Genomic DNA, 24,242 nt, shown 5'->3' with positions numbered 1-24,242 from the left:
ATGGCTGATTACCAGGGTAAAAAAGTCGTCATTATCGGTCTGGGTTTGACCGGGCTGTCCTGCGTGGATTTCTTCCTGGCGCGTGGCGTGACGCCGCGCGTAATGGATACCCGCGCGACGCCGCCGGGCCTGGACAAATTACCGGAAGCGGTTGAGCGTCATGTTGGCAGTCTGAATGATGACTGGCTGCTGGCCGCTGATCTTATTGTCGCCAGCCCTGGTATTGCCCTGGCGCATCCTTCGTTGAGCGCCGCCGCCGATGCGGGAATTGAAATTGTCGGCGACATTGAGCTGTTCTGTCGCGAAGCACAGGCACCGATCGTCGCGATCACCGGTTCCAACGGGAAAAGCACAGTCACTACGCTGGTAGGTGAGATGGCGAAAGCGGCCGGTGTGAACGTGGGGGTTGGCGGTAATATTGGCCTGCCCGCGCTGATGCTGCTGGATGACGAACGTGAGCTGTATGTTCTGGAATTGTCGAGCTTCCAACTGGAAACGACCTCCAGCTTACAAGCCGTAGCCGCTACCATTTTGAACGTCACCGAAGACCATATGGACAGATATCCGTTTGGCTTGCAGCAGTACCGTGCGGCCAAACTGCGCGTCTATGAAAACGCGAAAGTGTGTGTGGTCAACGCTGATGATGCGCTGACCATGCCGGTTCGCGGGGCGGATGAGCGTTGCGTGAGCTTTGGCATCAACATGGGTGACTATCACCTGAACCGTCAGCAGGGCGAAACCTGGCTGCGAGTGAAGGGTGAAAAAGTCCTTAACGTGAAAGAGATGACGCTTTCCGGTCAGCATAACTATACCAACGCCCTGGCTGCGCTGGCGCTGGCGGATGCCGCAGGTCTGCCGCGGGCGTCGAGCCTGAAAGCGCTCACCACGTTTACCGGTCTGGCGCACCGTTTCCAGACTGTGCTTGAGCACAACGGCGTGCGCTGGATTAACGATTCTAAAGCCACCAACGTCGGCAGCACTGAAGCCGCGCTGAATGGCCTGCACGTTGACGGTACGTTGCACCTGTTGCTGGGGGGAGACGGGAAATCCGCTGACTTTACGCCGCTGCAACGATACCTGACCGGCGACAACATTCGTCTGTATTGCTTTGGTCGCGATGGCGCGCAGCTTGCCGCTCTGCGACCTGACGTTACGGAACAAACTGAAACCATGGAGCAGGCAATGCGTCTGCTCGCACCGCGCGTGAAGTCGGGCGATATGGTGCTGCTGTCGCCCGCCTGCGCCAGCCTCGACCAGTTCAAGAACTTTGAGCAACGCGGTGACGTATTTACCCGTCTGGCGAAGGAGTTGGGTTGATGCGCTTATCTCTCCCTCGTCTGAGAATGCCGCGCTTACCGGGACTGGGTATCCTGGCGTGGGTCTTCGCGGCACTTAAAGGCTGGGTGATGGCTTCGCGTGATAAAGACGCGGACAGCCTGATCATGTATGACCGCATGCTGCTGTGGTTGACCTTTGGTCTGGCAGCGATCGGTTTTGTGATGGTGACATCGGCATCGATGCCCGTAGGGCAACGCCTGGCGGGCGATCCTTTCCTGTTTGCTAAGCGTGACGCACTGTACATCTTCCTCGCATTCTGCCTGGCGATGGTGACGCTGCGTCTGCCGATGGAGTTCTGGCAAAAGTACAGTACGACGATGCTGATAGCCTCGATCATCATGCTGCTGATTGTGCTGGTGGTGGGTAGCTCCGTTAACGGGGCGTCGCGCTGGATTGCGCTGGGGCCGCTGCGTATTCAGCCTGCGGAATTTACTAAGCTGTCGCTGTTCTGTTACCTCGCCAACTACCTGGTGCGTAAAGTTGATGAAGTGCGTAACAACCTGCGCGGTTTCTTAAAACCGATGGGCGTGATCCTGGTACTGGCTATTTTACTGCTGGCACAGCCTGACCTTGGTACGGTGGTGGTGCTGTTCGTCACTACTCTGGCGATGCTGTTTCTCGCCGGAGCGAAACTGTGGCAGTTCATTGCCATTATCGGCATGGGGATTTCAGCGGTCGTGCTGCTGATCCTTGCCGAACCGTATCGTATTCGCCGCGTAACCTCTTTCTGGAACCCATGGGAAGATCCGTTCGGCAGTGGCTACCAGCTGACGCAATCCCTGATGGCCTTTGGTCGCGGTGAGGTTTGGGGGCAGGGCTTAGGTAATTCAGTCCAAAAACTGGAGTATTTACCAGAAGCGCACACCGACTTCATCTTCGCCATCATTGGGGAAGAGCTGGGTTATATCGGTGTGGTATTGGCACTTTTAATGGTATTCTTCGTCGCTTTTCGCGCGATGTCGATTGGCCGTAAGGCGTTGGAAATTGACCACCGTTTTTCAGGCTTTTTAGCCTGCTCTATCGGGATCTGGTTTAGCTTCCAGGCACTGGTAAACGTCGGTGCGGCGGCGGGTATGCTGCCAACCAAAGGTCTGACGCTGCCGCTGATCAGTTATGGTGGTTCAAGTTTGTTGATTATGTCGACGGCCATCATGTTTTTGTTACGTATTGATTATGAAACGCGTCTGGAAAAAGCCCAGGCGTTTACACGAGGTGCACGATGAGTGGTCAACCGAAGCGGTTAATGGTGATGGCAGGCGGTACCGGCGGGCATGTATTCCCGGGGCTGGCGGTCGCGCACCATTTAATGGCCCAGGGCTGGCAGGTTCGTTGGCTGGGCACCGCCGATCGTATGGAAGCGGACTTAGTGCCGAAACACGGCATTGAAATTGACTTTATTCGTATCTCCGGTTTGCGTGGTAAAGGCGTCAATGCGCTGCTGGCTGCACCTGTGCGTATTTTTAATGCCTGGCGTCAGGCGCGCGCCATCATGAAGCAGTTTAAACCCGATGTGGTGCTGGGTATGGGCGGCTACGTGTCTGGCCCTGGCGGTCTGGCGGCCTGGTCATTAGGTATTCCGGTTGTACTGCATGAGCAGAACGGCATTGCGGGATTAACTAACAAATGGCTGGCGAAGATTGCCACTACGGTGATGCAGGCTTTTCCTGGCGCTTTCCCGAATGCGGAAGTGGTGGGCAACCCGGTGCGCACTGACGTGCTGGCGCTGCCGTTGCCCAAAGCGCGTCTGGCCGGGCGTGAAGGTCCGGTTCGTGTATTGGTCGTCGGGGGATCTCAGGGCGCACGCGTACTGAACCAGACGATGCCGCAGGTTGCCGCAAAGCTTGGCGGCGCGGTGACTATCTGGCATCAGAGCGGCAAAGGCGCGCAGCAGACCGTTGAACAGGCGTATGCCGACGCGGGACAACCGCAGCACAAGGTCACTGAGTTTATTGATGATATGGCAGCGGCCTACGCGTGGGCTGATGTCGTGGTTTGTCGCTCAGGCGCGCTGACGGTGAGCGAAATTGCCGCCGCGGGTTTGCCTGCGCTGTTTGTGCCGTTCCAGCACAAAGACAGACAGCAGTATTGGAATGCGCTGCCGCTGGAGAAAGCGGGCGCCGCCAAAATTCTGGAGCAGCCGCAGTTTACTGTGGATGCCGTCGCCAGCACCCTTGCCGGGTGGTCGCGAGAAACGTTATTAACCATGGCAGAACGTGCGCGCGCCGCATCCATACCGGATGCCACAGAGCGCGTTGCAAATGAAGTGAGCCGGGCTGCCCGGGCGTAATTGTGGTGATGCCTTTTGCATCGCATGAACTAAGAAGTTAATGGCTAAAGAATGAATACACAACAACTGGCAAAACTGCGTTCCATCGTGCCCGAAATGCGTCGCGTTCGGCACATTCACTTTGTCGGCATCGGTGGTGCTGGTATGGGCGGTATTGCCGAAGTTTTGGCCAATGAAGGTTATCAGATCAGCGGTTCTGACTTAGCGCCGAATCCTGTGACGCAGCAGTTGACGAATCTGGGGGCCACGATTTTCTTCAACCATCGCCCGGAAAACGTGCGCGATGCGAGCGTGGTGGTGGTATCCAGCGCTATTTCTGCGGATAACCCGGAAATTGTTGCAGCGCATGAAGCACGTATTCCGGTGATTCGTCGTGCTGAAATGCTGGCGGAGTTAATGCGTTTTCGTCACGGTATTGCTATTGCCGGGACGCACGGTAAAACCACGACTACGGCAATGGTCTCCAGCATCTACGCGGAAGCGGGTCTGGATCCCACTTTTGTCAACGGCGGTCTGGTGAAGGCTGCAGGCGTGCATGCGCGCCTGGGTCATAGCCGTTATTTGATTGCTGAAGCGGATGAGAGCGACGCGTCGTTCCTGCATTTGCAGCCGATGGTGGCGATTGTCACCAATATCGAAGCTGACCACATGGATACCTACCATGGCGACTTCGAAAATTTAAAGCAGACGTTTATTAATTTCCTGCATAACTTGCCGTTTTATGGTCGTGCCGTGATGTGCGTTGACGATCCGGTTATCCGCGAACTGTTACCGCGAGTTGGCCGTCAAACCACAACCTATGGTTTCAGTGATGATGCCGATGTGCGCGTTGAAGATTACCAGCAGATTGGTCCACAAGGACACTTCACGCTGGTACGTCAGGGGATGGCCGATTTACGTGTTACGTTAAACGCGCCGGGTCGTCACAATGCACTGAACGCGGCAGCAGCAGTGGCGGTCGCGACGGAAGAAGGTATTGAAGACGACGCTATTCTGCGCGCGCTGGAAAGTTTCCAGGGTACCGGACGTCGTTTTGACTTCCTCGGCGAATTCCCGCTTGAGCCGGTGAACGGTAAAGCCGGGACCGCGATGCTGGTTGATGATTATGGCCACCACCCAACGGAAGTGGACGCTACGATTAAAGCCGCGCGCGCGGGTTGGCCGGACAAAAACCTGGTGATGCTGTTCCAGCCGCACCGTTTTACGCGTACTCGCGATCTGTACGACGACTTTGCCAACGTGCTGACCCAGGTCGATGCGCTGTTGATGCTGGATGTGTATGCCGCGGGCGAAGCCGCGATTCCGGGTGCCGACAGCCGCTCGTTGTGCCGTACGATTCGTGGCCGCGGTAAGATCGATCCGATTCTGGTATCCGATCCGGCCCAGGTGGCAGAAATGCTGGCACCCGTATTAACCGGCAACGATCTGATTTTGGTGCAGGGCGCTGGAAATATCGGCAAAATCGCGCGTTCCTTAGCTGAAATCAAACTGAAGCCGCAAAACCCGGAGGAAGAACAACATGGCTGATAAAATCGCGGTCCTGTTAGGGGGAACCTCCGCTGAGCGTGAAGTATCGCTGAATTCAGGCGCGGCCGTATTGGCAGGGTTACGCGAAGGTGGTGTAGATGCCCATCCGGTTGACCCTAAAGAGGTCGATGTCACTCTTCTGAAATCTATGGGGTTTCAGAAGGTGTTTATTGCGCTGCATGGTCGTGGCGGTGAAGATGGCACATTGCAGGGCATGCTGGAGCTTATTGGCCTGCCGTATACCGGCAGCGGCGTCATGGCTTCCGCGATTTCCATGGACAAACTGCGCAGCAAGCTGCTGTGGCAGGGCGCAGGTTTACCCGTCGCCCCATGGGTTGCGCTGACCCGCGCTGAGTTCGAAAAAGGTCTTAGCGATGAAGCAGTTACAAAAATTTCTGCGTTAGGCTTGCCGCTGATTGTAAAGCCAAGCCGTGAAGGTTCCAGCGTAGGGATGTCAAAAGTTGAAGAAGAAAATGCTTTGCAGGGTGCATTAGCATTGGCTTTTCAGCATGATGAAGAAGTACTGATTGAAAAATGGCTCAGTGGCCCGGAATTTACAGTTGCGATACTTGGCGAAGAAATTTTACCGTCAATACGTATCCAACCCGCGGGAACCTTCTATGATTATGAGGCGAAGTATCTCTCTGATGAGACACAATATTTCTGCCCTGCTGGTCTGGAAGTCGAACAAGAAGCCTTTTTACAGGAATTAGTCCTGAAAGCGTGGACTGCATTGGGCTGTAAAGGTTGGGGTCGCATTGACGTCATGCTGGACAGCGATGGCCAGTTTTATCTGCTGGAAGCGAATACCTCTCCGGGTATGACCAGCCACAGCCTGGTGCCGATGGCAGCGCGTCAGGCGGGCCTGAGCTTCTCGCAGTTGGTGGTAAGAATTCTGGAGTTGGCGGACTGATATGTCGCAGGCTGCGCTGAACACGCGAAACGGTGATGAAGAAGAAGTAAACTCCTCACGCCGCAATAATGGAACGCGTCTTGCAGGAATACTGTTCCTGCTGACAGTGCTGTGCACCGTGTTTGTCAGCGGCTGGGTAGTGTTGGGATGGATGGAAGATGCGCAGCGCCTGCCATTGTCAAAACTGGTGTTAACCGGTGAACGGCATTACACGCGCAATGATGATATCCGTCAGTCCATCCTGGCGCTGGGCGCTCCGGGAACATTTATGACTCAGGATGTGAACATCATCCAGAGTCAGATTGAACGCCTCCCCTGGATCAAACAGGCGAGCGTCAGAAAGCAATGGCCTGATGAATTGAAGATTCATCTGGTTGAATATGTGCCAATAGCGCGTTGGAATGACCAACATATGGTGGATGCCGAAGGAAATACCTTCAGTGTCCCAACCGGTCGGGCCAATAAGCAGGTATTACCTATGTTGTACGGACCGGAAGGCAGCGCAAGTGAAGTGCTGCAAGGGTTCCGCGATATGGGGCAGGTGCTGGCTAAGGACAGATTCACCCTGAAGGAAGCGGCAATGACCGCTCGTCGTTCCTGGCAGTTGACGCTGAATAACGATATTAAGCTGAATCTGGGCAGGGGCGATACGATAAAACGTTTGGCTCGCTTTGTGGAACTCTACCCGGTTTTACAGCAGCAGGCGCAAACCGATGGCAAACGGATTAGCTACGTTGATTTGCGTTATGACTCAGGAGCGGCAGTAGGCTGGGTTCCCTTGCCTCCTGAGGAATCTAATCAGCAACAGAATCAGGCACAGGCAGAACAACAATGATCAAGGCGACGGACAGAAAACTGGTAGTTGGACTGGAGATTGGCACCGCGAAGGTAGCCGCTTTAGTAGGGGAAGTTCTGCCCGACGGTATGGTCAATATCATTGGCGTGGGCAGTTGCCCATCGCGAGGTATGGATAAAGGCGGGGTGAATGACCTTGAGTCAGTGGTGAAGTGCGTACAGCGCGCCATTGACCAGGCTGAACTGATGGCAGATTGCCAGATCTCTTCAGTGTATCTGGCGCTTTCCGGTAAACATATTAGCTGTCAGAATGAAATTGGTATGGTGCCCATTTCCGAAGAGGAAGTGACGCAGGAAGATGTGGAAAACGTGGTACATACGGCAAAATCCGTACGCGTTCGCGATGAACATCGTGTTCTGCACGTCATCCCGCAGGAATACGCCATCGACTACCAGGAAGGTATCAAAAATCCGGTCGGTCTTTCCGGTGTGCGTATGCAGGCAAAAGTCCATCTTATTACCTGCCACAACGACATGGCGAAGAATATTGTCAAAGCCGTTGAACGTTGTGGTCTGAAAGTTGACCAACTGATTTTTGCCGGGTTGGCAGCCAGTTATTCCGTATTGACGGAAGATGAACGTGAACTGGGTGTCTGCGTGGTGGATATTGGTGGTGGTACAATGGACATCGCCGTTTATACTGGCGGGGCGTTGCGCCACACTAAAGTTATCCCTTATGCAGGGAATGTCGTGACCAGCGATATCGCGTATGCCTTTGGTACGCCGCCGAGCGATGCTGAAGCCATCAAAGTGCGTCATGGCTGCGCACTGGGTTCCATCGTGGGTAAAGACGAGAGCGTTGAAGTGCCAAGCGTTGGTGGTCGTCCGCCGCGTAGCCTGCAACGTCAGACTCTGGCAGAGGTCATTGAGCCGCGTTATACCGAGCTGCTCAACCTGGTCAACGAAGAAATTTTGCAATTACAAGAACAGCTTCGCCAGCAGGGTGTGAAACATCATCTGGCGGCGGGGATTGTGTTAACCGGCGGTGCTGCGCAAATTGAAGGTCTTGCGGCCTGCGCACAGCGCGTGTTCCATACACAAGTACGTATTGGCGCACCGCTGAATATTACCGGTCTGACGGATTATGCCCAGGAGCCGTATTATTCAACGGCGGTGGGGCTGCTGCACTACGGGAAAGAATCCCATTTAAGTGGTGAGGCTGAAGTAGAAAAGCGCGTAACTGCCTCGGTCGGATCGTGGATCAAGCGACTGAATAGCTGGTTACGTAAAGAGTTTTAATTTTTAAAGAGACCGACGCAAATTAACGGTCTCAGGCGACAGGCACTACACAAAGTCATTCAAGTTGCATCGCGGCGGCAACTGAGCGAATCTCCTGGAGCATAGTTTACTATGTCACGGGAGTGAGTGAAGGCAGCCAACAACGAGGCGGCTTGAAGGATGAAGTGTAAAACGGAGAGAGAAACTATGTTTGAACCTATGGAACTAACCAACGACGCGGTGATTAAAGTCATCGGCGTCGGTGGCGGCGGCGGTAATGCCGTTGAACACATGGTGCGTGAGCGCATCGAAGGTGTTGAATTCTTCGCGGTGAATACCGACGCTCAGGCGTTGCGTAAAACGGCGGTTGGACAGACCATTCAGATTGGTAGCGGCATCACCAAAGGTCTGGGCGCGGGTGCAAACCCGGAAGTCGGTCGTAATGCGGCAGACGAAGATCGCGAAGCTCTGCGCGCAGCGCTTGACGGCGCAGACATGGTGTTTATCGCAGCTGGCATGGGCGGCGGTACCGGTACCGGTGCAGCGCCAGTGGTAGCTGAAGTCGCAAAAGATTTAGGTATCCTGACCGTTGCTGTCGTGACTAAGCCTTTCAACTTTGAAGGCAAGAAGCGTATGGCATTCGCGGAGCAGGGTATCACCGAGCTGTCCAAACACGTGGACTCTCTGATCACTATCCCGAACGACAAGCTGCTGAAAGTACTGGGCCGTGGTATCTCCCTGCTGGATGCATTTGGCGCAGCGAACGACGTGCTGAAAGGCGCAGTCCAGGGTATCGCTGAACTGATTACTCGTCCAGGCCTGATGAACGTCGACTTTGCAGACGTGCGCACCGTGATGTCCGAAATGGGCTACGCGATGATGGGTTCTGGCGTGGCGAGCGGTGAAGACCGTGCAGAAGAAGCGGCTGAAATGGCTATCTCTTCTCCGCTGCTGGAAGATATCGATCTGTCCGGCGCACGCGGCGTGCTGGTTAACATTACTGCGGGCTTCGACCTGCGTCTGGATGAGTTCGAAACCGTGGGTAACACGATTCGTGCCTTTGCATCGGATAACGCAACTGTGGTTATCGGTACCTCTCTGGACCCGGATATGAACGACGAACTGCGCGTGACCGTTGTTGCGACTGGAATTGGTATGGACAAGCGTCCTGAAATCACTCTGGTGACCAACAAACAGGTACAGCAGCCGGTAATGGATCGTTACCAGCAGCACGGTATGGCGCCGTTGACGCAAGAGCAGAAACCGGTAGCGAAAGTGGTTAACGACAATACGCCGCAAACCACGAAAGAGCCGGATTATCTGGATATCCCTGCATTCCTGCGTAAGCAAGCTGATTAAGAATTAGCTGGAATTTGGGAATTGTGGCTCTTTGTGCTAAACTGGCCCACCGAATGTATAGTACACTTCGGTTGGATAGGTAATTTGGCGAGATTATACGATGATCAAACAAAGGACTCTTAAACGTATCGTTCAGGCGACTGGCGTCGGTTTGCATACCGGCAAAAAAGTCACCCTGACATTACGACCTGCGCCGGCCAACACCGGGGTCATCTATCGTCGCACCGACTTGAATCCTCCGGTAGATTTCCCGGCCGATGCCAAATCTGTGCGTGATACCATGCTCTGTACGTGTCTGGTCAATGAGCATGATGTGCGGATTTCAACCGTAGAGCACCTTAATGCTGCTCTGGCGGGCTTAGGTATCGATAACATCGTTATTGAAGTTAACGCCCCGGAAATCCCGATTATGGATGGCAGTGCCGCTCCGTTCGTTTACCTGCTGCTTGATGCAGGTATTGAAGAACTGAGCAGCGCCAAAAAATTTGTTCGCATCAAAGAGACCGTTCGTGTCGAAGATGGCGATAAGTGGGCTGAGTTTAAGCCGTATAATGGTTTTACGTTGGATTTCACCATCGACTTTAACCATCCGGCGATCGACTCCAGCACGCAGCGCTACGCGATGAACTTCTCTGCGGATGCGTTCATGCGCCAGATCAGCCGCGCGCGTACTTTCGGCTTCATGCGTGATATCGAATATCTGCAGTCCCGCGGCCTGTGCCTGGGCGGCAGCTTCGATTGTGCCATCGTTGTTGACGATTATCGCGTATTGAACGAAGACGGCCTGCGTTTTGAAGACGAATTCGTTCGTCACAAAATGCTCGACGCGATTGGTGACTTGTTCATGTGTGGTCACAACATTATTGGTGCATTCACCGCGTATAAATCCGGTCATGCACTGAATAACAAACTGTTGCAGGCAGTCCTGGCAAAACAGGAAGCCTGGGAATATGTGACCTTCCAGGACGATGCAGAACTGCCGTTGGCGTTCAAAGCACCTTCGACTGTACTGGCATAACGACATACGCTGTCGCATAAATTCGACTGGTAAATCTGGCACTCTCTCCGGCCAGGTGAGCCAGTCGTTTTTTTATCTTCCGATTGCAAAACCACCTTATCTGAAGCGACTTTTTCCCCACCGACAGATTAAAACACCGTTCGATCGCTGCTTTCTTAAGCATATTTACCCGCGACTTGCTGTCATTACTGCTGTGGAGCGTACGCTTTAATGGTAATATTTATGCGCAAAAAAATGGTTTTGCATTTGTAACCCCAAACGCAGGGTATATCAGGTGGCAATAACGTGAGTGGAATACTGACGCGCTGGCGACAGTTAGGCAGACGGTACTTCTGGCCGCATCTCCTGTTGGGGATGGTCGCGGCTAGCTTTGGCCTGCCTGCGCTCGGTAATGCTGCTGAACCTAATACTCCCGCGAAGGCGACCGCCAGCAATCACGATCAATCTGCCAAAGTTAACTTTAGCCAGCTTGCTTTGCTGGAGGCGACCAATCGCCGCCCGAATTTTACCGTTGACTACTGGCACCAGCATGCCATTCGTACGGTCATTCGCCATCTTTCTTTTGCTATGGCTCCTCAGGCGCTGCCTGTTGCCGAAGAGCCGTTGCCAATCCAGGCGCACCATCTTGCGTTACTGAATACGCTCAGCGCGATGCTGACGCAAGAAGGCAGACCGCCCGCGACCGTGAGTCGCGTGACATATGCCCATTTTACCTCTCAGGCCGCATTTAGCGTTCCGGTCTGGATCAGCCAGCTGCAGGGTATCCGCGCTGGCCCTCAACGCCTCAGCTAAAAAAGAAACTTCCAACTTATAATTTTTGACTCCGCACCGCGGGGCGTTTGAGATTTTATTATGCTAATCAAATTATTAACAAAAGTATTCGGTAGCCGTAACGAGCGTACGCTGCGTCGTATGCGTAAAGTGGTCAATGTCATCAATGCAATGGAACCGGAGATGGAAAAACTCTCCGATGATGAACTGAAAGCGAAGACCGCTGAATTCCGCGCCCGTCTGGAAAAAGGCGCCAGCGTTGAAAGCCTGATCCCGGAAGCGTTCGCGGTGGTCCGCGAAGCGAGTAAGCGTGTGTTCGGCATGCGTCATTTCGACGTACAGCTGCTGGGTGGTATGGTGCTTAACGATCGCTGCATCGCGGAAATGCGTACCGGTGAAGGTAAAACCCTGACCGCAACGCTGCCAGCCTACCTCAACGCCTTAAGCGGGAAAGGTGTACACGTGGTAACCGTGAACGACTACCTGGCTCAGCGTGACGCCGAAAATAACCGCCCGCTGTTTGAATTCCTCGGCATGACCGTGGGTATCAACATGTCTGGCCTGCCTGCGCCAGCCAAGCGTGAAGCCTACAATGCCGATATTACTTACGGTACCAACAACGAATACGGCTTTGACTACCTGCGCGACAACATGGCGTTTAGTCCGGAAGAGCGCGTTCAGCGTAAACTGCACTATGCGCTGGTCGATGAAGTCGACTCCATCCTGATCGATGAAGCGCGTACGCCGCTGATCATTTCCGGTCCGGCTGAAGACAGCTCGGAAATGTATAAAAAAGTGAACAAAATCATCCCGCACCTGATTCGTCAGGAGAAGGACGATTCCGACACGTTCCAGGGGGAAGGCCACTTCTCTGTTGATGAGAAAGCGCGCCAGGTCAACCTGACCGAACGTGGTCTGGTACTGATTGAAGAGCTGTTGGTTAACGAAGGCATTATGGATGAGGGCGAGTCGCTGTACTCTCCGGGCAACATTATGCTGATGCACCACGTGACTGCTGCACTGCGCGCGCACGTGCTGTTTACCCGCGACGTTGACTATATCGTGAAAGACGGCGAAGTTATCATCGTCGACGAACACACCGGTCGTACTATGCAGGGCCGCCGCTGGTCCGATGGTCTGCACCAGGCTGTTGAAGCCAAAGAAGGCGTAGATATCCAAAACGAGAACCAGACGCTGGCATCTATTACCTTCCAGAACTACTTCCGTTTGTACGAAAAACTGGCCGGTATGACCGGTACAGCAGATACTGAAGCCTTTGAATTCAGCTCCATTTACAAACTGGATACCGTTGTTGTGCCGACCAACCGCCCGATGATCCGTAAGGATTTACCGGATCTGGTGTACATGACTGAAGCGGAAAAAATTCAGGCGATCATTGAAGATATTAAAGAGCGTACCGCAAATGGCCAGCCGGTGCTGGTTGGTACTATCTCTATTGAAAAATCGGAAGTGGTTTCTAACGAGCTGAACAAGGCGGGTATCAAACACAACGTTCTGAACGCCAAGTTCCACGCCAACGAAGCCGCAATCGTCGCCCAGGCGGGTTATCCGTCCGCAGTGACTATCGCGACAAACATGGCAGGTCGTGGTACCGATATCGTGCTGGGTGGTAGCTGGCAGGCGGAAATTGCCGAGCTGGAGGACCCGACTCCAGAACAAATCGCGCAGATCAAAGCCGAGTGGCAGGTTCGCCATGATGCGGTGTTAGCAGCAGGTGGTTTACATATTATCGGTACCGAGCGTCACGAATCTCGTCGTATAGATAACCAGCTGCGTGGTCGTTCTGGTCGTCAGGGGGATGCGGGGTCTTCTCGTTTCTATCTGTCGATGGAAGATGCGCTGATGCGTATTTTTGCTTCTGACCGCGTGTCCGGCATGATGCGTAAACTGGGCATGAAGCCTGGTGAAGCAATTGAACACCCGTGGGTGACTAAAGCGATTGCAAACGCGCAGCGTAAAGTAGAAAGCCGCAACTTCGATATTCGTAAGCAACTGCTGGAATATGATGACGTTGCCAATGACCAGCGTCGCGCAATCTACACCCAGCGTAACGAACTGCTGGACGTAACTGACGTTAGTGAAACCATTAATAGCATCCGTGAGGATGTCTTCAAAGCGACGATTGATGCCTATATTCCGCCGCAGTCTCTGGAAGAAATGTGGGATATCCCGGGTCTGCAGGAACGTCTGAAGAACGACTTCGATCTGGAAATGCCTATTTCAGAGTGGCTGGATAAAGAGCCTGAGCTGCATGAGGAAACGCTGCGCGAACGTATTCTGGCAAACGCCATCGAAGTTTATCAGCGTAAAGAAGAAGTTGTGGGCGCGGAGATGATGCGTCACTTCGAAAAAGGCGTGATGCTGCAAACTCTCGATTCTCTGTGGAAAGAGCACCTGGCGGCGATGGATTACCTGCGTCAGGGTATTCACCTGCGTGGTTATGCGCAAAAAGATCCGAAGCAGGAATACAAGCGTGAATCCTTCTCTATGTTTGCATCAATGCTGGAATCACTGAAGTACGAAGTGATCAGTACCCTGAGCAAAGTTCAGGTACGTATGCCTGAAGAAGTAGAAGCGATGGAGCAGCAACGTCGTGAAGACGCTGAACGTTTAGCGCAGATGCAGCAGTTGAGCCATAAAGGTGACGATTCTGCCGCGGCAGAAGAGCTGGCAGCACAAACTGGCGATCGTAAAGTGGGTCGTAACGATCCGTGTCCTTGCGGTTCCGGGAAAAAGTACAAACAGTGCCATGGCCGTCTGAGCTAAGAAAGTAACTTACTGAAAAGGCGCAGAATTCTGCGCCTTTTTTATGGACTATAAAGATGAAAATACTGCAGATCGCCGTCGGGATTATTCGCAATCAGCACCATGAAATATTTATAACCCAGCGTGCGGCTGATGCCCACATGGCAAATAAGCTGGAGTTCCCCGGCGGGAAAATTGAAGCAGGCGAAACGCCGGAGCAGGCGCTGATTCGCGAGTTACAGGAAGAAGTAGGCATTACGCCGACTCAAAGCTCACTGTTCGAAAAGCTGGAGTACCAGTTTCCGGACCGGCATATCACTCTGTGGTTCTGGCTGGTTGAAAGCTGGGAAGGCGAACCGTGGGGGAAAGAGGGGCAACCGGCGCAGTGGATTGCGCAAGATGCTCTGAATGCAGAAGATTTTCCGCCTGCGAATGCGCCGGTAATTGAAAAGCTGATTGCTGGATAAAGGTGTTCGTAGGCCGGATTAGGCAACCCCACCATCCGGCAAATTAGGGCGGGGTCGCTACGCTTGCCCGCCCTACGTTTTAGCTGAATTACTTCTGCTCTTCACTCCAGTCGTCGTTTTCCGACAGATCACCAGAGCTTGGGATACGTTTCTCTTCTGCGGCCCACTCACCCAGATCGATTAACTGGCAGCGCTTGCTGCAGAATGGGCGAAACGGGCTGACTTCACCCCACACTACGGGTTTGCCGCAGGTTGGGCAGTTGACGATGGTTTGTTCAGACATGTTGACTCCTTAACAGCACGCCAGATCAAAATCTAGACGCTCAGGCACCTGGCCATTCTCGCTATCCAGCGGCATAAAGCGAATAGCAAAGCGGCTCTTATGACCAGAAATTTGCGGATAAAGCTGCGAATCAAGCGGCAGCTGCAAGCGAAGCAGATCGGCATCTTCGCCGTTGTCCTGATAAAAACCATTCAAGCTGGTTTGCTTACGGAATGGCGCAGAGTTGCGAATTAAATCCAGCACCAGCGACAGTGCCTGATTGAGCGGATTCAGACTTGCAAGCCAGGTTTCAACCTGCGCGTCGCGATGCGACTGCGGTAGATGTAACCAAATATGCAGGGTCGGCAGATCGAAACTGCAGCATCCGCCAGGAATGCTTAAACGCTGACGTACAAGGCCAATCAGACGATCTTCGCGCAGCGTCTGTCCAATACGCGGAGCTGAAATCAGAATGCTGCCCGCGCTTTTTAGCTGCTGGCGCAATGCGTCGATCCTGTTTTGATCGACGCCGGGAACTTCAACCCAGGCCTGGAGTTTACGCTGTTGTCTTTCCAGCTCTTTGAGGAGTTCGGTACGGACTTCGCCGCGTTCAAATACATCCAGTAAGTCTCCGATGTTGCGGAAAAAATGCAGTGCGCCTGCATGGTCCGCTATGGGTACATTAACGGAGAGCTGTTGGATTAAAAACTCTATGCGCAGCCATGTACGCATCTTCTCATTGAGAGGGTGTTCAAAAAGGACCTGGGTGTGCATTACGGTTTTTCCTGTGAGACAAACTGCAACGCGCATTGCAGATAGAGCGCGTGCAGGCGGGCGACATCCGAGGCGATGGCCTCCGGTGCGCCATTATTATCAATAACATCGTCTGCCACGGCCAGACGCGCTTCGCGCGTTGCCTGGGCAGCAAGAATTTGTTCAACATGCTCACGCGTGACGTCATCGCGCTGCATAGTGCGTCTGAGCTGTGTCTCGGGGGTAACATCCACCACGAGTATGCGGTTGGCTTTTTTATACAGCGAATTTTCCACCAGCAAAGGTACAACCCACAACAGATAAGGGGAGGTTGCTTGCTGAAACTGGCGCTGCGTTTCCTGCTGAATAAGCGGATGGAGCAGGGCATTCAGCCAGCTTTTCTCCTCAGGACTGGAAAAAATGCGTTCGCGTAAAATGCGTCGCTGCAACGATCCGTCGGCAGCTATAACTTCGGTACCAAAATGTTCTTCGATCGCCTTAAGGGCTGGGGTACCGGGTTCAACCACCTGGCGCGCAATAATATCTGCATCAATGACGTTTATTCCGAGGTCAGCGAACGCATTTGCAACGGTACTTTTACCACTGCCAATGCCGCCGGTTAAGGCTACCGTATACCTCATAGATGCAGATCCTGGAGTTTAAGTTTGATTATCAAACAGTTAAAAGTTAAGCGTGCGACGGCGAGGCTGCTGCAGGATTAACCTACTATTCGCCAGGTAAATTTATGGGATTGTAGCGTAAAAAAAGAGAATTTCGCAGTCTTGCGCGGCATTGATTAGTGCGTATGATAGCGTCACTGGAGTTGTGAGTTTCGATTTTTCGCCATTAACCCCAGGAATCCGCACATGCGTATCGAAGAAGATCTGAAGTTAGGTTTCAAAGACGTTCTTATCCGCCCTAAGCGTTCTACTCTCAAAAGCCGTTCCGATGTTGAGCTGGAACGTCAATTTACCTTTAAGCACTCAGGTCAGACCTGGTCCGGCGTACCGATTATTGCCGCGAACATGGACACTGTCGGGACGTTTGCCATGGCAACGGCGCTGGCATCCTTCGACATCCTGACTGCGGTACACAAACACTATTCTGTTGAAGACTGGGCTGCTTTCATCGCAGAGAGCTCTGCTGATGTGCTCAAACATGTAATGGTTTCAACCGGTACCTCTGATGCCGATTTCGAAAAAACCAAACAGATTCTGGCGCTCAACCCGGCGCTGAACTTTATCTGCATTGATGTGGCAAATGGCTACTCAGAGCATTTTGTTCAGTTTGTGTCGAAAGCGCGTGAAGCATGGCCGACAAAAACAATTTGTGCGGGCAATGTGGTTACTGGAGAAATGTGTGAAGAGCTGGTACTTTCCGGCGCGGACATTGTTAAAGTCGGCATTGGCCCGGGTTCTGTATGTACCACACGTGTAAAAACCGGCGTTGGCTACCCACAGCTTTCTGCGGTTATTGAATGTGCCGATGCAGCTCACGGTCTGGGCGGCATGATTGTCAGTGACGGCGGCTGCACAATGCCGGGTGACGTGGCAAAAGCGTTCGGCGGTGGCGCGGACTTCGTTATGCTCGGCGGTATGTTGGCCGGTCATGAAGAAAGCGGCGGCAAAATTGTTGAAGAGAACGGTGAGAAATTCATGCTGTTCTACGGCATGAGCTCAGAATCAGCCATGACGCGTCACGTCGGTGGTGTTGCACAATACCGCGCTGCGGAAGGTAAAACAGTTAAGTTGCCTCTGCGTGGCCCGGTTGATAACACTGCACGCGATATCCTTGGCGGCCTGCGTTCTGCCTGTACCTATGTCGGTGCATCTCGCCTGAAAGAACTGACCAAACGTACAACGTTTATTCGTGTACAGGAACAAGAAAACCGCGTTTTCAATAGCCTGTAAGAACAAGTAGGACTATGACATGCCGGATAAGCTGTGCGCCATCCGGCATTTGAATTTATCCCACCCCGCTCATCGCATCTCCTAAATGAAAAATCGGCAAATACATCGCAACGACCAGCGTACCGATTATCAGCCCCGTAATGACCAGTAACGCAGGCTCGAGTAGCGCAGCCAGATTCTCTGCCTGAGACAATGTTTTCTCGCCGTGGTGATGTGCGAGATTACGCAGCATTGTATCCAGCGAGCCGGAAGCCTCACCTGTTCTGACCAACTGTATGCACAATGGGCTGAATTCACCGCAATTTTTTAGCGCTAACCAGACCGGTTGTCCGGCGCTGATGTCGTGATGTACCTGCGCTAAGCGTTGCGACCAGAAAGGGTTGGCCAATGTTTCAGTGACGCTCTCAAGGCCTTGCAGAAAAGGAATACCTGCATTTTGCGTTAACGCCAGAACAGTGAAGATCTGCGTGAGCTTTTGCCCTCTCACCATCGGCCCTATGACCGGGAAGCCGAGCAGCAATTTCTGGCGCAGAGTGAGCCAGTATGGCTTCTGCTTCATCAGGTGATATGCCGCACCCGCTACCAGGATGAATGCTCCCGCCAGCCATCCCCATTGGCTGCTAAAATGCGCGATGGCAATAATCCACTGAGTGAGTGCCGGTAGCGGGGTGTTAAACGTCTGGTAAATGGCGGCAAACTCAGGGAGTACAAACTGCAGCATCGCGAATACCACCATCACTGCCATCGTGATGATGAAAATCGGATAGCGCAGGGCTTTTTTAACTTTATCCGCCAGCTGCTGTTGATTCTTCTGCTGGCGGGCGAGTTCAAAGCAGCAGTCATCCAGCTTACCCGTAAGCTCTCCGGTACGGATCATTGCCTGATAAAGAGGCGGAAAAACGTGTTGCCACTGAGATAGCGAGGTGGAGAGAGAAATACCCTGTTCCATATCGTGAGCCAGCGTGCGCAGTAGCGCTTGCCATTGGCTGCTGGGATGCTGTTCAGCCAGCAAAGCTAAACTTGCCGAGAGTGTTAGCCCTGCTTTCAGCAACGTCGCCAGTTGATGTATGGTTTCAGCGCTTTTTTCACGGCTCCATTGTGAGGCTTTGACACGCATACGATTAATGCGCAGCGGCGTAATATGCCGTTGCTCGAGAGCAAGCATCAATGAGGGGCGGGTATCGGCCCAAAGTACGCCTTCCAGTGGATTACCTTCGTTGCTAATACCTTGCCAGCGCCAAAGCAGTTTAGCTGACATGGGGCATGCCCAGTACGCGTACCAACTCTTCAAATGTTGTTAACCCTTGTTCGACGGCCTTGCAACCATTTTCGAAAAGCGTGCTCATCCCCAGTTGCTGAGCATTCGATTCCACTCCGTCTACGGACGTACCGTTGGTGATGCTCTGGCGCAATGCAGGTGTCACGGGGAGAACTTCAAACAATGCCGTACGGCCATAAAATCCGTGATAGCAATGTTGGCAGCCCGGAGCCTGCCAACGAGGCAGTGGCGTAGGCCAGATCGCTTCCGGGAGCATGATCGGCGTTTCCAGACGTTGTCGGCAATGGGGACACAATTTTCTCACCAACCGCTGCGCAATAACGAGCGTCAGCGCGGAGGCGATCATCCAGCGTGCAACCCCCATTTGCTGCAAGCGTATTAGTGTTTCTGTGGTGGAATTGGTATGCAGTGTTGATAGAACCAGATGACCGGTTTGTGCGGCTTTAAGGGCTATTTCAGCCGTTTCGCCATCACGGATTTCACCCACCATGATAATGTCGGGATCCTGGCGCAGCAGCGCGCGCAATACTCCCTGAAAAGTGAGACCGGCACGTGGATGAATTTGTGTTTGGTTAAGACCTGCGATCGGGATCTCGACTGGATCTTCCACGCTACAGAGGTTAACGTCCGGAGTGTTTCGGGTCTGCAGCGCACTGTACAGCGTGACCGTTTTACCGCTTCCGGTCGGTCCGGTGACCAGAATCAGCCCCTGAGGCTGCTGCAACGCTTGTGAAAATGCTGCCAGCTGCGTGTCCTGCATTCCCAGCGCGGTGATTTCCAGCGCTTGATCGACCTGATGCAGTAGCCGTAGCACCACTTTTTCGCCAAAGCGACAGGGCAGGGTGGCGATGCGAAACGAGACCGGCTCTCCTGAAATCTCAACGGTAAACTGGCCGTCTTGCGCAAGTCGGTGCTCGGCAATATCCAGACTGCCTAAAACTTTTAGTCTGGCAGTGATGGCGATACCCATCTCGGTCGTGACGTCCGGTAAAGCATGCAGTACGCCATCCACACGTAATCTGATGCGATAGTGATTTTCCGCAGGTTCAAAATGAATATCAGAAGCCCGTTGCACCAGAGCGGATTGAAACGTCTGATTCAGCAAATCTGCTGCGCTGGCGCTGCTTTTCGTGACCACTGCCGGGAGCATTTTCTGTGGCGTATGCGTGTGGCCTTCCATTTGTTGACGCGTCCAGCAGACGATGTCGATACGTCGGGTGGTGGCAAAATGCAGTGCGTCCAGCAATTCGTGGGACGGAGCGTCCACGACGGCGATGTGCACCACTTCATTGTCTGCATCCAGTAATATTCCCTGATGACGTTGGCACAGCGCCGTAAGTTGGGTGGTATTCATCTCTTTTCCTTAATTAATATCGAAACGGAAAACATCTTCACAGGCCTGTTGCAATGCGCTGTCATTCTGGATAACGCAGTTACGGCTCCAGCCGGTAATACCGTTGGCATTGTCCCAACCCGGCGTCATGGTGATGCTTAACCCGTTCAGGCTTTCTTGTCCGCTGAGGCTGACCACCCCTTTTTCAACGCTCATGGCTGAGACATAACGGGTGGTGGCTGGAGAAGGGATGCCATTCGTTCCGGCATCACAGGTTGTTGTTCCGCCATGCTCCAGCGCACAGAGCTCAACCGCCGTGCGATAGGGAACAAAGGTTTGCAGCATGTCTGTTAACGCGGCTTTGCGCAGATAGTTTTGATAAGCCGGAATACCGATGGCGCTAAGGATGGCAATAATGCCAATGACCACCATGAGTTCGATAAGTGTGAAGCCTCGTTGCTTGTCCATCGTTCGCTCCTTGAGTTAGCTGGCGCTACTTTGGCAAACGCTCGGGGTCACGGCGAGAGGCAAAAAACAGAACGGGAAGGCGGGTTCCGAGGATTTTTATGAAATTACAGAGTCAGACAACGTATTTGCGAAGAGGCTCGAAGAAACAGCCGTATGGCGGCGTAAACGCTTTATCCGGCCGATAGAAAAAACCGACGTGATGGGCCCGATAAGTGAAAGTACTATCGGGCTACACCATCAGTAATTAGCGAAAACGCATAGAGAGATCGAGCGCGCGAACATGCTTGGTCAGCGCGCCAACAGAGATGAAATCCACGCCGGTTTCGGCAAATTCGCGCAGAGTTTCATGAGTGACGTTACCCGACACTTCCAGACGCGCCTGGCCGTTGGTGCGTTTTACCGCTTCCCGCATTTGGTCAGTTTCGAAGTTATCGAGCATGATGATGTCGGCCCCTGCTTTCAGCGCGTCGTCCAGTTCATCCAGGCTTTCTACTTCGACTTCAACCGGCACATCCGGGTGCAGCCAGAAGGCTTTTTCAACGGCCTGACGTACCGAACCAGAAGCAATAATGTGGTTTTCTTTAATCAGGAAAGCATCAGAAAGCCCCAGACGATGATTCGCTCCGCCGCCGCATAATACGGCGTATTTCAGCGCGGTACGTAGCCCCGGCAGAGTTTTACGTGTATCCAGCAGTTGGGTTTTTGTTCCCGCCAGCAGGTCGACATATTTACGCACCTCGCTCGCCACACCCGAAAGCGTCTGTACAAAATTAAGCGCGGTACGTTCGCCGGTTAGCAGCACGCGGGAAGGGCCGTCCAGTTCAAATAGCGGCTGATTGGCCTTAATGCTGTCGCCATCTTCGACATGCCAGGTGATGTTGACATCATCGCCAGCCAGTTGAATAAAGACCTCTTCTACCCAACGTTTTCCACAAAAAACGCCATCTTCGCGGGTGATCACGGTGGCGTGGGAGCGCATCTCCGCGGGTAAAAGTTGTGCGGTGATATCGTTATTGGCATCAACTTCTCCGCCTAAATCTTCACGCAGCGCCTGAGCTACAGCGGCAGGGATATCCAGATTTATGCGTTCCAACAGCGCGTCACGTCGGTAGTCAGGGTTATAGCGGCGAGGCGGCATGATAAAACTCCAAATTGCTAACGAATCATAAGGTGGAAACATGCTACCCTGAACCTGATATGAGCACCACCAATAAGGAGATTCTGCATGTTGTTAGACGAGGGCTGGCTGGCAGAGGCGCGACGCGTTCCCTCTCCTCATTACGATTGCCGCCCGGATGACGAAAACCCTTCTCTGCTGGTGGTGCATAATATCAGCCTGCCGCCCGGCGAGTTTGGCGGCCCGTGGATCGATGCGCTGTTTACGGGCACGATTGATCCCAATGCCCATCCTTATTTTGCCGGGATCGCCCATTTGCGCGTTTCGGCACATTGTTTAATTCGCCGTGACGGTGAAATCGTGCAGTATGTCCCCTTTGATAAACGCGCCTGGCATGCTGGCGTGTCGAACTATCAAGGCCGCGAACGCTGTAATGATTTCTCAATTGGTATTGAGCTGGAAGGGACGGATACGCTGGCTTATACCGATGCGCAGTATCAGCAACTGGCAGCCGTGACGAATGCCCTGATTACGCGTTATCCGGCCATTGCCAACAACATGACAGGACATTGCAATATTGCGCCCGAGCGTAAGACCGATCCCGGGCCCTCTTTTGACTGGGCAAGGTTTCGCGCCCTGGTCACCCCCTCGTCGCACAAGGAGATGACATGACGCTGTTTACAACATTACTGGTGTTGATTGTTGAACGCCTGTTTAAGCTGGGTGAGCACTGGCAGCTTGATCACCGGGTTGAAGCTTTTTTCCGCCGGGTGAAGCATTTTTCGATGATGCGTACGGTAGGCATGGCCCTTATTGCGATGGGGGTGACGTTCCTGCTGCTGCGCGCACTTCAAGGCCTGTTGTTTAACGTGCCTTTGCTGGTGGCGTGGATCTTAATTGGTTTGCTGTGCATCGGCGCTGGCAAGACGCGTCTTCATTATCATGCCTATCTGAACGCGGCTGCTCGCGATGACGCTCACGCCCGTGAAGCGATGGCCAGCGAGCTGACCCTGATTCATGGGATTCCGCCTGAGTGCGATGAGCGTGAGTTCTTGCGCGAACTGCAGAACGCGCTGTTATGGAACAACTTTCGCTTTTATCTGGCGCCGTTATTCTGGCTGATTGTCGGTGGCCCGTGGGGACCGGTGACGCTGGTGGGTTATGCCTTTCTACGTGCCTGGCAGTCCTGGCTGGCGCGCTATCAGACGCCACACCAGCGTTTGCAATCAGGTATCGATGCGATCCTGCATGTGCTGGACTGGATCCCGGTGCGCCTGGCGGGTGTCGTCTATGCGCTGCTGGGGCACGGCGAGAAGGCGTTGCCTGCCTGGTTTGCGTCGCTGGCGGATCTGCATACTTCGCAATATCAGGTGCTTACTCGCCTTGCGCAGTTTTCTTTGGCGCGTGAACCACATACCGATAAAGTCGCAACGCCAAAAGCCGCGGTTTCGATGGCGAAGAAGACCTCGTTTGTGGTGGTGGTGGTCATTGCCGTGTTGACCATTTATGGCACATTAATTTAAGCCATTATTGGTGGATGGCGCTGCGCTTATCCGTCGAGGAAAAAAATTGGCCCGGTCGCTTTGTGCTTGCGGGCCAATCTTTCAAAGCGTATCAGCAGGCGGGATGCCAAAATCTGGCATCCCGTTTTCGTTCCAGCGCACCAGCTTCAGACGAGTGTGGCGGTTTGGATCGTATAGCGGATCGCCCTCGATTTCAGTGTAATTTCTCGCGTGGTACACCAGCACATCTTCACCTTCCGGCGTTTGCGTAAAGCTGTTGTGCCCCGGCCCGTATTGGCGGTTTTCGTAGCTGGTGGTAAAGACCGGGCGCGGCGATTTGTGCCAGTTCTGCGGGTTGAGCGGATCGGCATTGAGATCAATCCACAATAATCCCATACAGTAGTTCTCATCGGTGGCGCTGGCGGAATAGCTGATAAACAGCTTGTCACCGTGAAACATGACGGCCGGGCCTTCGTTGACCCAAAAACCCCGGCATTCCCAGTCATACTCTGGATGACTGAGCATTACCGGCTCGCTTTTAATCGTCCATGGATTTTCCAGTTCGGCGAGATAGATATTGGAGTTTCCGGCGATATCGGGGGATTTCTGCGCCCACAGATACCACTGTTTTCCCTGATGGTTAAAGGTGGTGGCATCAAGCGCGAAGGTATCAAACTGCGTTTTAATCTGCCCTTTCTCTGTCCATTGACCGGTCAGCGGATCGGCGTCTGCACATTCGAGCGCAAACATACGGTGCTGGAACATCCCCAGCTTGTCGAGCGCCTGTGTGTGGGCGGCGGCAAAATAGATGTACCACTTGCCTGCCAGATGATGGATCTCAGGTGCCCAGATCAACTGGCTCATGGGGCCGTTTTCTGGTTTGCGCCAGACGACAACCGGGATAGCGGTGCGTAACCCTTCCAGCGAGTCCGCCCGGCGGATCTCCAGACGATCGTATTCGGGCACTGAAGCAATGAAATAGTAGTGGCTACCGTCACGTAAAATAAACGGGTCGGCACGCTGTTCAATAAAGGGATTTGGCCACTGATTCATTAGGCTTTCCTTACGTTTTCAGTCGTTTTTATATCGTGGTACTCAT

General features: G+C 53.4%; 23 protein-coding genes. 15 read left to right on the top strand and 8 right to left on the bottom strand.

The features are described from left to right. The 12 genes from murD to mutT all read left to right on the top strand — a co-directional run bounded on the left by murD (position 1) and on the right by mutT (position 14,519). Positions 1-1,317, top strand: coding sequence for a UDP-N-acetylmuramoyl-L-alanine--D-glutamate ligase (gene murD, locus KQJ19_RS03370; protein ID WP_016151695.1), 1,317 nt, complete (start codon positions 1-3; stop codon positions 1,315-1,317). Further along, entirely contained in the window at positions 1,317-2,561 is a 1,245-nt protein-coding gene (gene ftsW / locus KQJ19_RS03365) for a cell division protein FtsW (protein ID WP_016151696.1), read from the top strand. Before murD ends, ftsW begins: the two co-directional genes overlap by 1 nt. Beyond that, positions 2,558-3,625, top strand: a complete 1,068-nt coding sequence (murG, locus tag KQJ19_RS03360; RefSeq protein ID WP_047499873.1) for an undecaprenyldiphospho-muramoylpentapeptide beta-N-acetylglucosaminyltransferase — start codon at positions 2,558-2,560, stop codon at positions 3,623-3,625. The genes ftsW and murG overlap by 4 nt, the downstream gene beginning before the upstream one ends. A gap of 51 nt (positions 3,626-3,676) precedes the next feature. After that, on the top strand, positions 3,677-5,152 hold the full coding sequence (murC, locus tag KQJ19_RS03355) for a UDP-N-acetylmuramate--L-alanine ligase (RefSeq protein ID WP_016151698.1): 1,476 nt from the start codon (positions 3,677-3,679) through the stop codon (positions 5,150-5,152). Beyond that, a complete protein-coding gene (locus tag KQJ19_RS03350; RefSeq protein WP_016151699.1) occupies positions 5,145-6,065 on the top strand; it encodes a D-alanine--D-alanine ligase in 921 nt (306 codons plus the stop codon). Before murC ends, KQJ19_RS03350 begins: the two co-directional genes overlap by 8 nt. A gap of 1 nt (position 6,066) precedes the next feature. Then, positions 6,067-6,900, top strand: coding sequence for a cell division protein FtsQ (gene ftsQ, locus KQJ19_RS03345; RefSeq protein ID WP_003018758.1), 834 nt, complete (start codon positions 6,067-6,069; stop codon positions 6,898-6,900). Further along, positions 6,897-8,159 carry a cell division protein FtsA gene (gene ftsA / locus KQJ19_RS03340; RefSeq protein WP_003018755.1) on the top strand — a complete coding sequence of 421 codons (1,263 nt, stop codon included), beginning with the start codon at positions 6,897-6,899 and terminating at the stop codon, positions 8,157-8,159. The genes ftsQ and ftsA overlap by 4 nt, the downstream gene beginning before the upstream one ends. Positions 8,160-8,345: 186 nt before the next feature. Next, positions 8,346-9,497 carry a cell division protein FtsZ gene (gene ftsZ, locus KQJ19_RS03335; protein ID WP_003018753.1) on the top strand — a complete coding sequence of 384 codons (1,152 nt, stop codon included), beginning with the start codon at positions 8,346-8,348 and terminating at the stop codon, positions 9,495-9,497. Positions 9,498-9,597: 100 nt separating this feature from the next. Further along, on the top strand, positions 9,598-10,515 hold the full coding sequence (lpxC, locus tag KQJ19_RS03330; protein ID WP_006686706.1) for a UDP-3-O-acyl-N-acetylglucosamine deacetylase: 918 nt from the start codon (positions 9,598-9,600) through the stop codon (positions 10,513-10,515). Positions 10,516-10,800: 285 nt separating this feature from the next. Continuing rightward, a complete protein-coding gene (gene secM / locus KQJ19_RS03325) occupies positions 10,801-11,307 on the top strand; it encodes a secA translation cis-regulator SecM (RefSeq protein WP_029139762.1) in 507 nt (168 codons plus the stop codon). A 60-nt stretch (positions 11,308-11,367) separates the two neighbouring features. Further along, positions 11,368-14,073: a preprotein translocase subunit SecA gene (secA, locus tag KQJ19_RS03320; RefSeq protein ID WP_016151702.1), complete on the top strand. Its 2,706-nt coding sequence runs from the start codon at positions 11,368-11,370 to the stop codon at positions 14,071-14,073. A gap of 56 nt (positions 14,074-14,129) precedes the next feature. Beyond that, on the top strand, positions 14,130-14,519 hold the full coding sequence (mutT, locus tag KQJ19_RS03315) for an 8-oxo-dGTP diphosphatase MutT (RefSeq protein WP_046275370.1): 390 nt from the start codon (positions 14,130-14,132) through the stop codon (positions 14,517-14,519). An 88-nt stretch (positions 14,520-14,607) separates the two neighbouring features. Here mutT and yacG read toward each other — a convergent pair whose 3' ends face one another. The 3 genes from yacG to coaE are packed head-to-tail and all read right to left on the bottom strand — an operon-like array spanning position 14,608 to position 16,175. After that, complete coding sequence (gene yacG / locus KQJ19_RS03310; RefSeq protein ID WP_016151704.1) at positions 14,608-14,802, bottom strand: DNA gyrase inhibitor YacG; 195 nt, start codon at positions 14,800-14,802, stop codon at positions 14,608-14,610. Between the two features lie 9 nt (positions 14,803-14,811). Further along, the gene (gene zapD, locus KQJ19_RS03305) at positions 14,812-15,555 is read right to left on the bottom strand and encodes a cell division protein ZapD (protein WP_016151705.1); all 744 of its coding nucleotides are present in this window, start codon (positions 15,553-15,555) and stop codon (positions 14,812-14,814) included. Continuing rightward, the gene (coaE, locus tag KQJ19_RS03300; RefSeq protein ID WP_216403339.1) at positions 15,555-16,175 is read right to left on the bottom strand and encodes a dephospho-CoA kinase; all 621 of its coding nucleotides are present in this window, start codon (positions 16,173-16,175) and stop codon (positions 15,555-15,557) included. Before coaE ends, zapD begins: the two co-directional genes overlap by 1 nt. 225 nt (positions 16,176-16,400) lie before the next feature. Between coaE and KQJ19_RS03295 the strand changes: the two genes are divergently transcribed. Beyond that, entirely contained in the window at positions 16,401-17,444 is a 1,044-nt protein-coding gene (locus KQJ19_RS03295) for a GMP reductase (RefSeq protein ID WP_003829510.1), read from the top strand. Between the two features lie 55 nt (positions 17,445-17,499). Here the strand turns inward: KQJ19_RS03295 and hofC are convergent, their stop codons facing one another. From hofC to nadC, 4 genes are all read right to left on the bottom strand, one after another. Then, a complete protein-coding gene (gene hofC, locus KQJ19_RS03290; RefSeq protein ID WP_216403338.1) occupies positions 17,500-18,702 on the bottom strand; it encodes a protein transport protein HofC in 1,203 nt (400 codons plus the stop codon). After that, positions 18,692-20,077 (bottom strand): type II secretion system protein GspE, encoded by a 1,386-nt coding sequence (gene gspE / locus KQJ19_RS03285; protein ID WP_216403337.1) that lies wholly within the window; start codon positions 20,075-20,077, stop codon positions 18,692-18,694. The genes hofC and gspE overlap by 11 nt, the downstream gene beginning before the upstream one ends. Positions 20,078-20,086: 9 nt before the next feature. Continuing rightward, a complete protein-coding gene (gene ppdD, locus KQJ19_RS03280) occupies positions 20,087-20,524 on the bottom strand; it encodes a prepilin peptidase-dependent pilin (protein WP_016151710.1) in 438 nt (145 codons plus the stop codon). Between the two features lie 244 nt (positions 20,525-20,768). After that, complete coding sequence (nadC, locus tag KQJ19_RS03275) at positions 20,769-21,662, bottom strand: carboxylating nicotinate-nucleotide diphosphorylase (RefSeq protein WP_016151711.1); 894 nt, start codon at positions 21,660-21,662, stop codon at positions 20,769-20,771. An 87-nt stretch (positions 21,663-21,749) separates the two neighbouring features. On the opposite strand from nadC, the gene ampD reads away from it, so the two are divergent. Both ampD and ampE read left to right on the top strand, forming a co-directional pair. Next, positions 21,750-22,313, top strand: a complete 564-nt coding sequence (gene ampD, locus KQJ19_RS03270) for a 1,6-anhydro-N-acetylmuramyl-L-alanine amidase AmpD (RefSeq protein WP_016151712.1) — start codon at positions 21,750-21,752, stop codon at positions 22,311-22,313. Further along, entirely contained in the window at positions 22,310-23,164 is an 855-nt protein-coding gene (ampE, locus tag KQJ19_RS03265; RefSeq protein WP_016155697.1) for a beta-lactamase regulator AmpE, read from the top strand. The genes ampD and ampE overlap by 4 nt, the downstream gene beginning before the upstream one ends. Before the next feature lie 81 nt (positions 23,165-23,245). On the opposite strand, the gene KQJ19_RS03260 is transcribed toward ampE, so the two are convergent. Then, positions 23,246-24,196 (bottom strand): family 43 glycosylhydrolase, encoded by a 951-nt coding sequence (locus KQJ19_RS03260; protein ID WP_216403336.1) that lies wholly within the window; start codon positions 24,194-24,196, stop codon positions 23,246-23,248. Positions 24,197-24,242: the final 46 nt, after the last annotated feature.

The sequence above is a fragment of the Citrobacter sp. S46_ASV_140 genome (genome assembly GCF_018919545.1).
GTDB classification, from domain to species: domain Bacteria; phylum Pseudomonadota; class Gammaproteobacteria; order Enterobacterales; family Enterobacteriaceae; genus Citrobacter; species Citrobacter braakii.
This window is presented reverse-complemented; position numbering and strand designations above follow the sequence as displayed.

What these genes read in the sequence shown, in the direction of transcription:
- murD (WP_016151695.1), top strand. Translation starts at nt 1, where the DNA reads ATGGCTGATTACCAGGGTAAAAAAGTCGTCATTATCGGTCTGGGTTTG.
- ftsW (WP_016151696.1), top strand. Translation starts at nt 1,317, where the DNA reads ATGCGCTTATCTCTCCCTCGTCTGAGAATGCCGCGCTTACCGGGACTG.
- murG (WP_047499873.1), top strand. Translation starts at nt 2,558, where the DNA reads ATGAGTGGTCAACCGAAGCGGTTAATGGTGATGGCAGGCGGTACCGGC.
- murC (WP_016151698.1), top strand. Translation starts at nt 3,677, where the DNA reads ATGAATACACAACAACTGGCAAAACTGCGTTCCATCGTGCCCGAAATG.
- KQJ19_RS03350 (WP_016151699.1), top strand. Translation starts at nt 5,145, where the DNA reads ATGGCTGATAAAATCGCGGTCCTGTTAGGGGGAACCTCCGCTGAGCGT.
- ftsQ (WP_003018758.1), top strand. Translation starts at nt 6,067, where the DNA reads ATGTCGCAGGCTGCGCTGAACACGCGAAACGGTGATGAAGAAGAAGTA.
- ftsA (WP_003018755.1), top strand. Translation starts at nt 6,897, where the DNA reads ATGATCAAGGCGACGGACAGAAAACTGGTAGTTGGACTGGAGATTGGC.
- ftsZ (WP_003018753.1), top strand. Translation starts at nt 8,346, where the DNA reads ATGTTTGAACCTATGGAACTAACCAACGACGCGGTGATTAAAGTCATC.
- lpxC (WP_006686706.1), top strand. Translation starts at nt 9,598, where the DNA reads ATGATCAAACAAAGGACTCTTAAACGTATCGTTCAGGCGACTGGCGTC.
- secA (WP_016151702.1), top strand. Translation starts at nt 11,368, where the DNA reads ATGCTAATCAAATTATTAACAAAAGTATTCGGTAGCCGTAACGAGCGT.
- mutT (WP_046275370.1), top strand. Translation starts at nt 14,130, where the DNA reads ATGAAAATACTGCAGATCGCCGTCGGGATTATTCGCAATCAGCACCAT.
- yacG (WP_016151704.1), bottom strand. Translation starts at nt 14,802, where the DNA reads ATGTCTGAACAAACCATCGTCAACTGCCCAACCTGCGGCAAACCCGTA.
- zapD (WP_016151705.1), bottom strand. Translation starts at nt 15,555, where the DNA reads ATGCACACCCAGGTCCTTTTTGAACACCCTCTCAATGAGAAGATGCGT.
- coaE (WP_216403339.1), bottom strand. Translation starts at nt 16,175, where the DNA reads ATGAGGTATACGGTAGCCTTAACCGGCGGCATTGGCAGTGGTAAAAGT.
- KQJ19_RS03295 (WP_003829510.1), top strand. Translation starts at nt 16,401, where the DNA reads ATGCGTATCGAAGAAGATCTGAAGTTAGGTTTCAAAGACGTTCTTATC.
- hofC (WP_216403338.1), bottom strand. Translation starts at nt 18,702, where the DNA reads ATGTCAGCTAAACTGCTTTGGCGCTGGCAAGGTATTAGCAACGAAGGT.
- gspE (WP_216403337.1), bottom strand. Translation starts at nt 20,077, where the DNA reads ATGAATACCACCCAACTTACGGCGCTGTGCCAACGTCATCAGGGAATA.
- ppdD (WP_016151710.1), bottom strand. Translation starts at nt 20,524, where the DNA reads ATGGACAAGCAACGAGGCTTCACACTTATCGAACTCATGGTGGTCATT.
- nadC (WP_016151711.1), bottom strand. Translation starts at nt 21,662, where the DNA reads ATGCCGCCTCGCCGCTATAACCCTGACTACCGACGTGACGCGCTGTTG.
- ampD (WP_016151712.1), top strand. Translation starts at nt 21,750, where the DNA reads ATGTTGTTAGACGAGGGCTGGCTGGCAGAGGCGCGACGCGTTCCCTCT.
- ampE (WP_016155697.1), top strand. Translation starts at nt 22,310, where the DNA reads ATGACGCTGTTTACAACATTACTGGTGTTGATTGTTGAACGCCTGTTT.
- KQJ19_RS03260 (WP_216403336.1), bottom strand. Translation starts at nt 24,196, where the DNA reads ATGAATCAGTGGCCAAATCCCTTTATTGAACAGCGTGCCGACCCGTTT.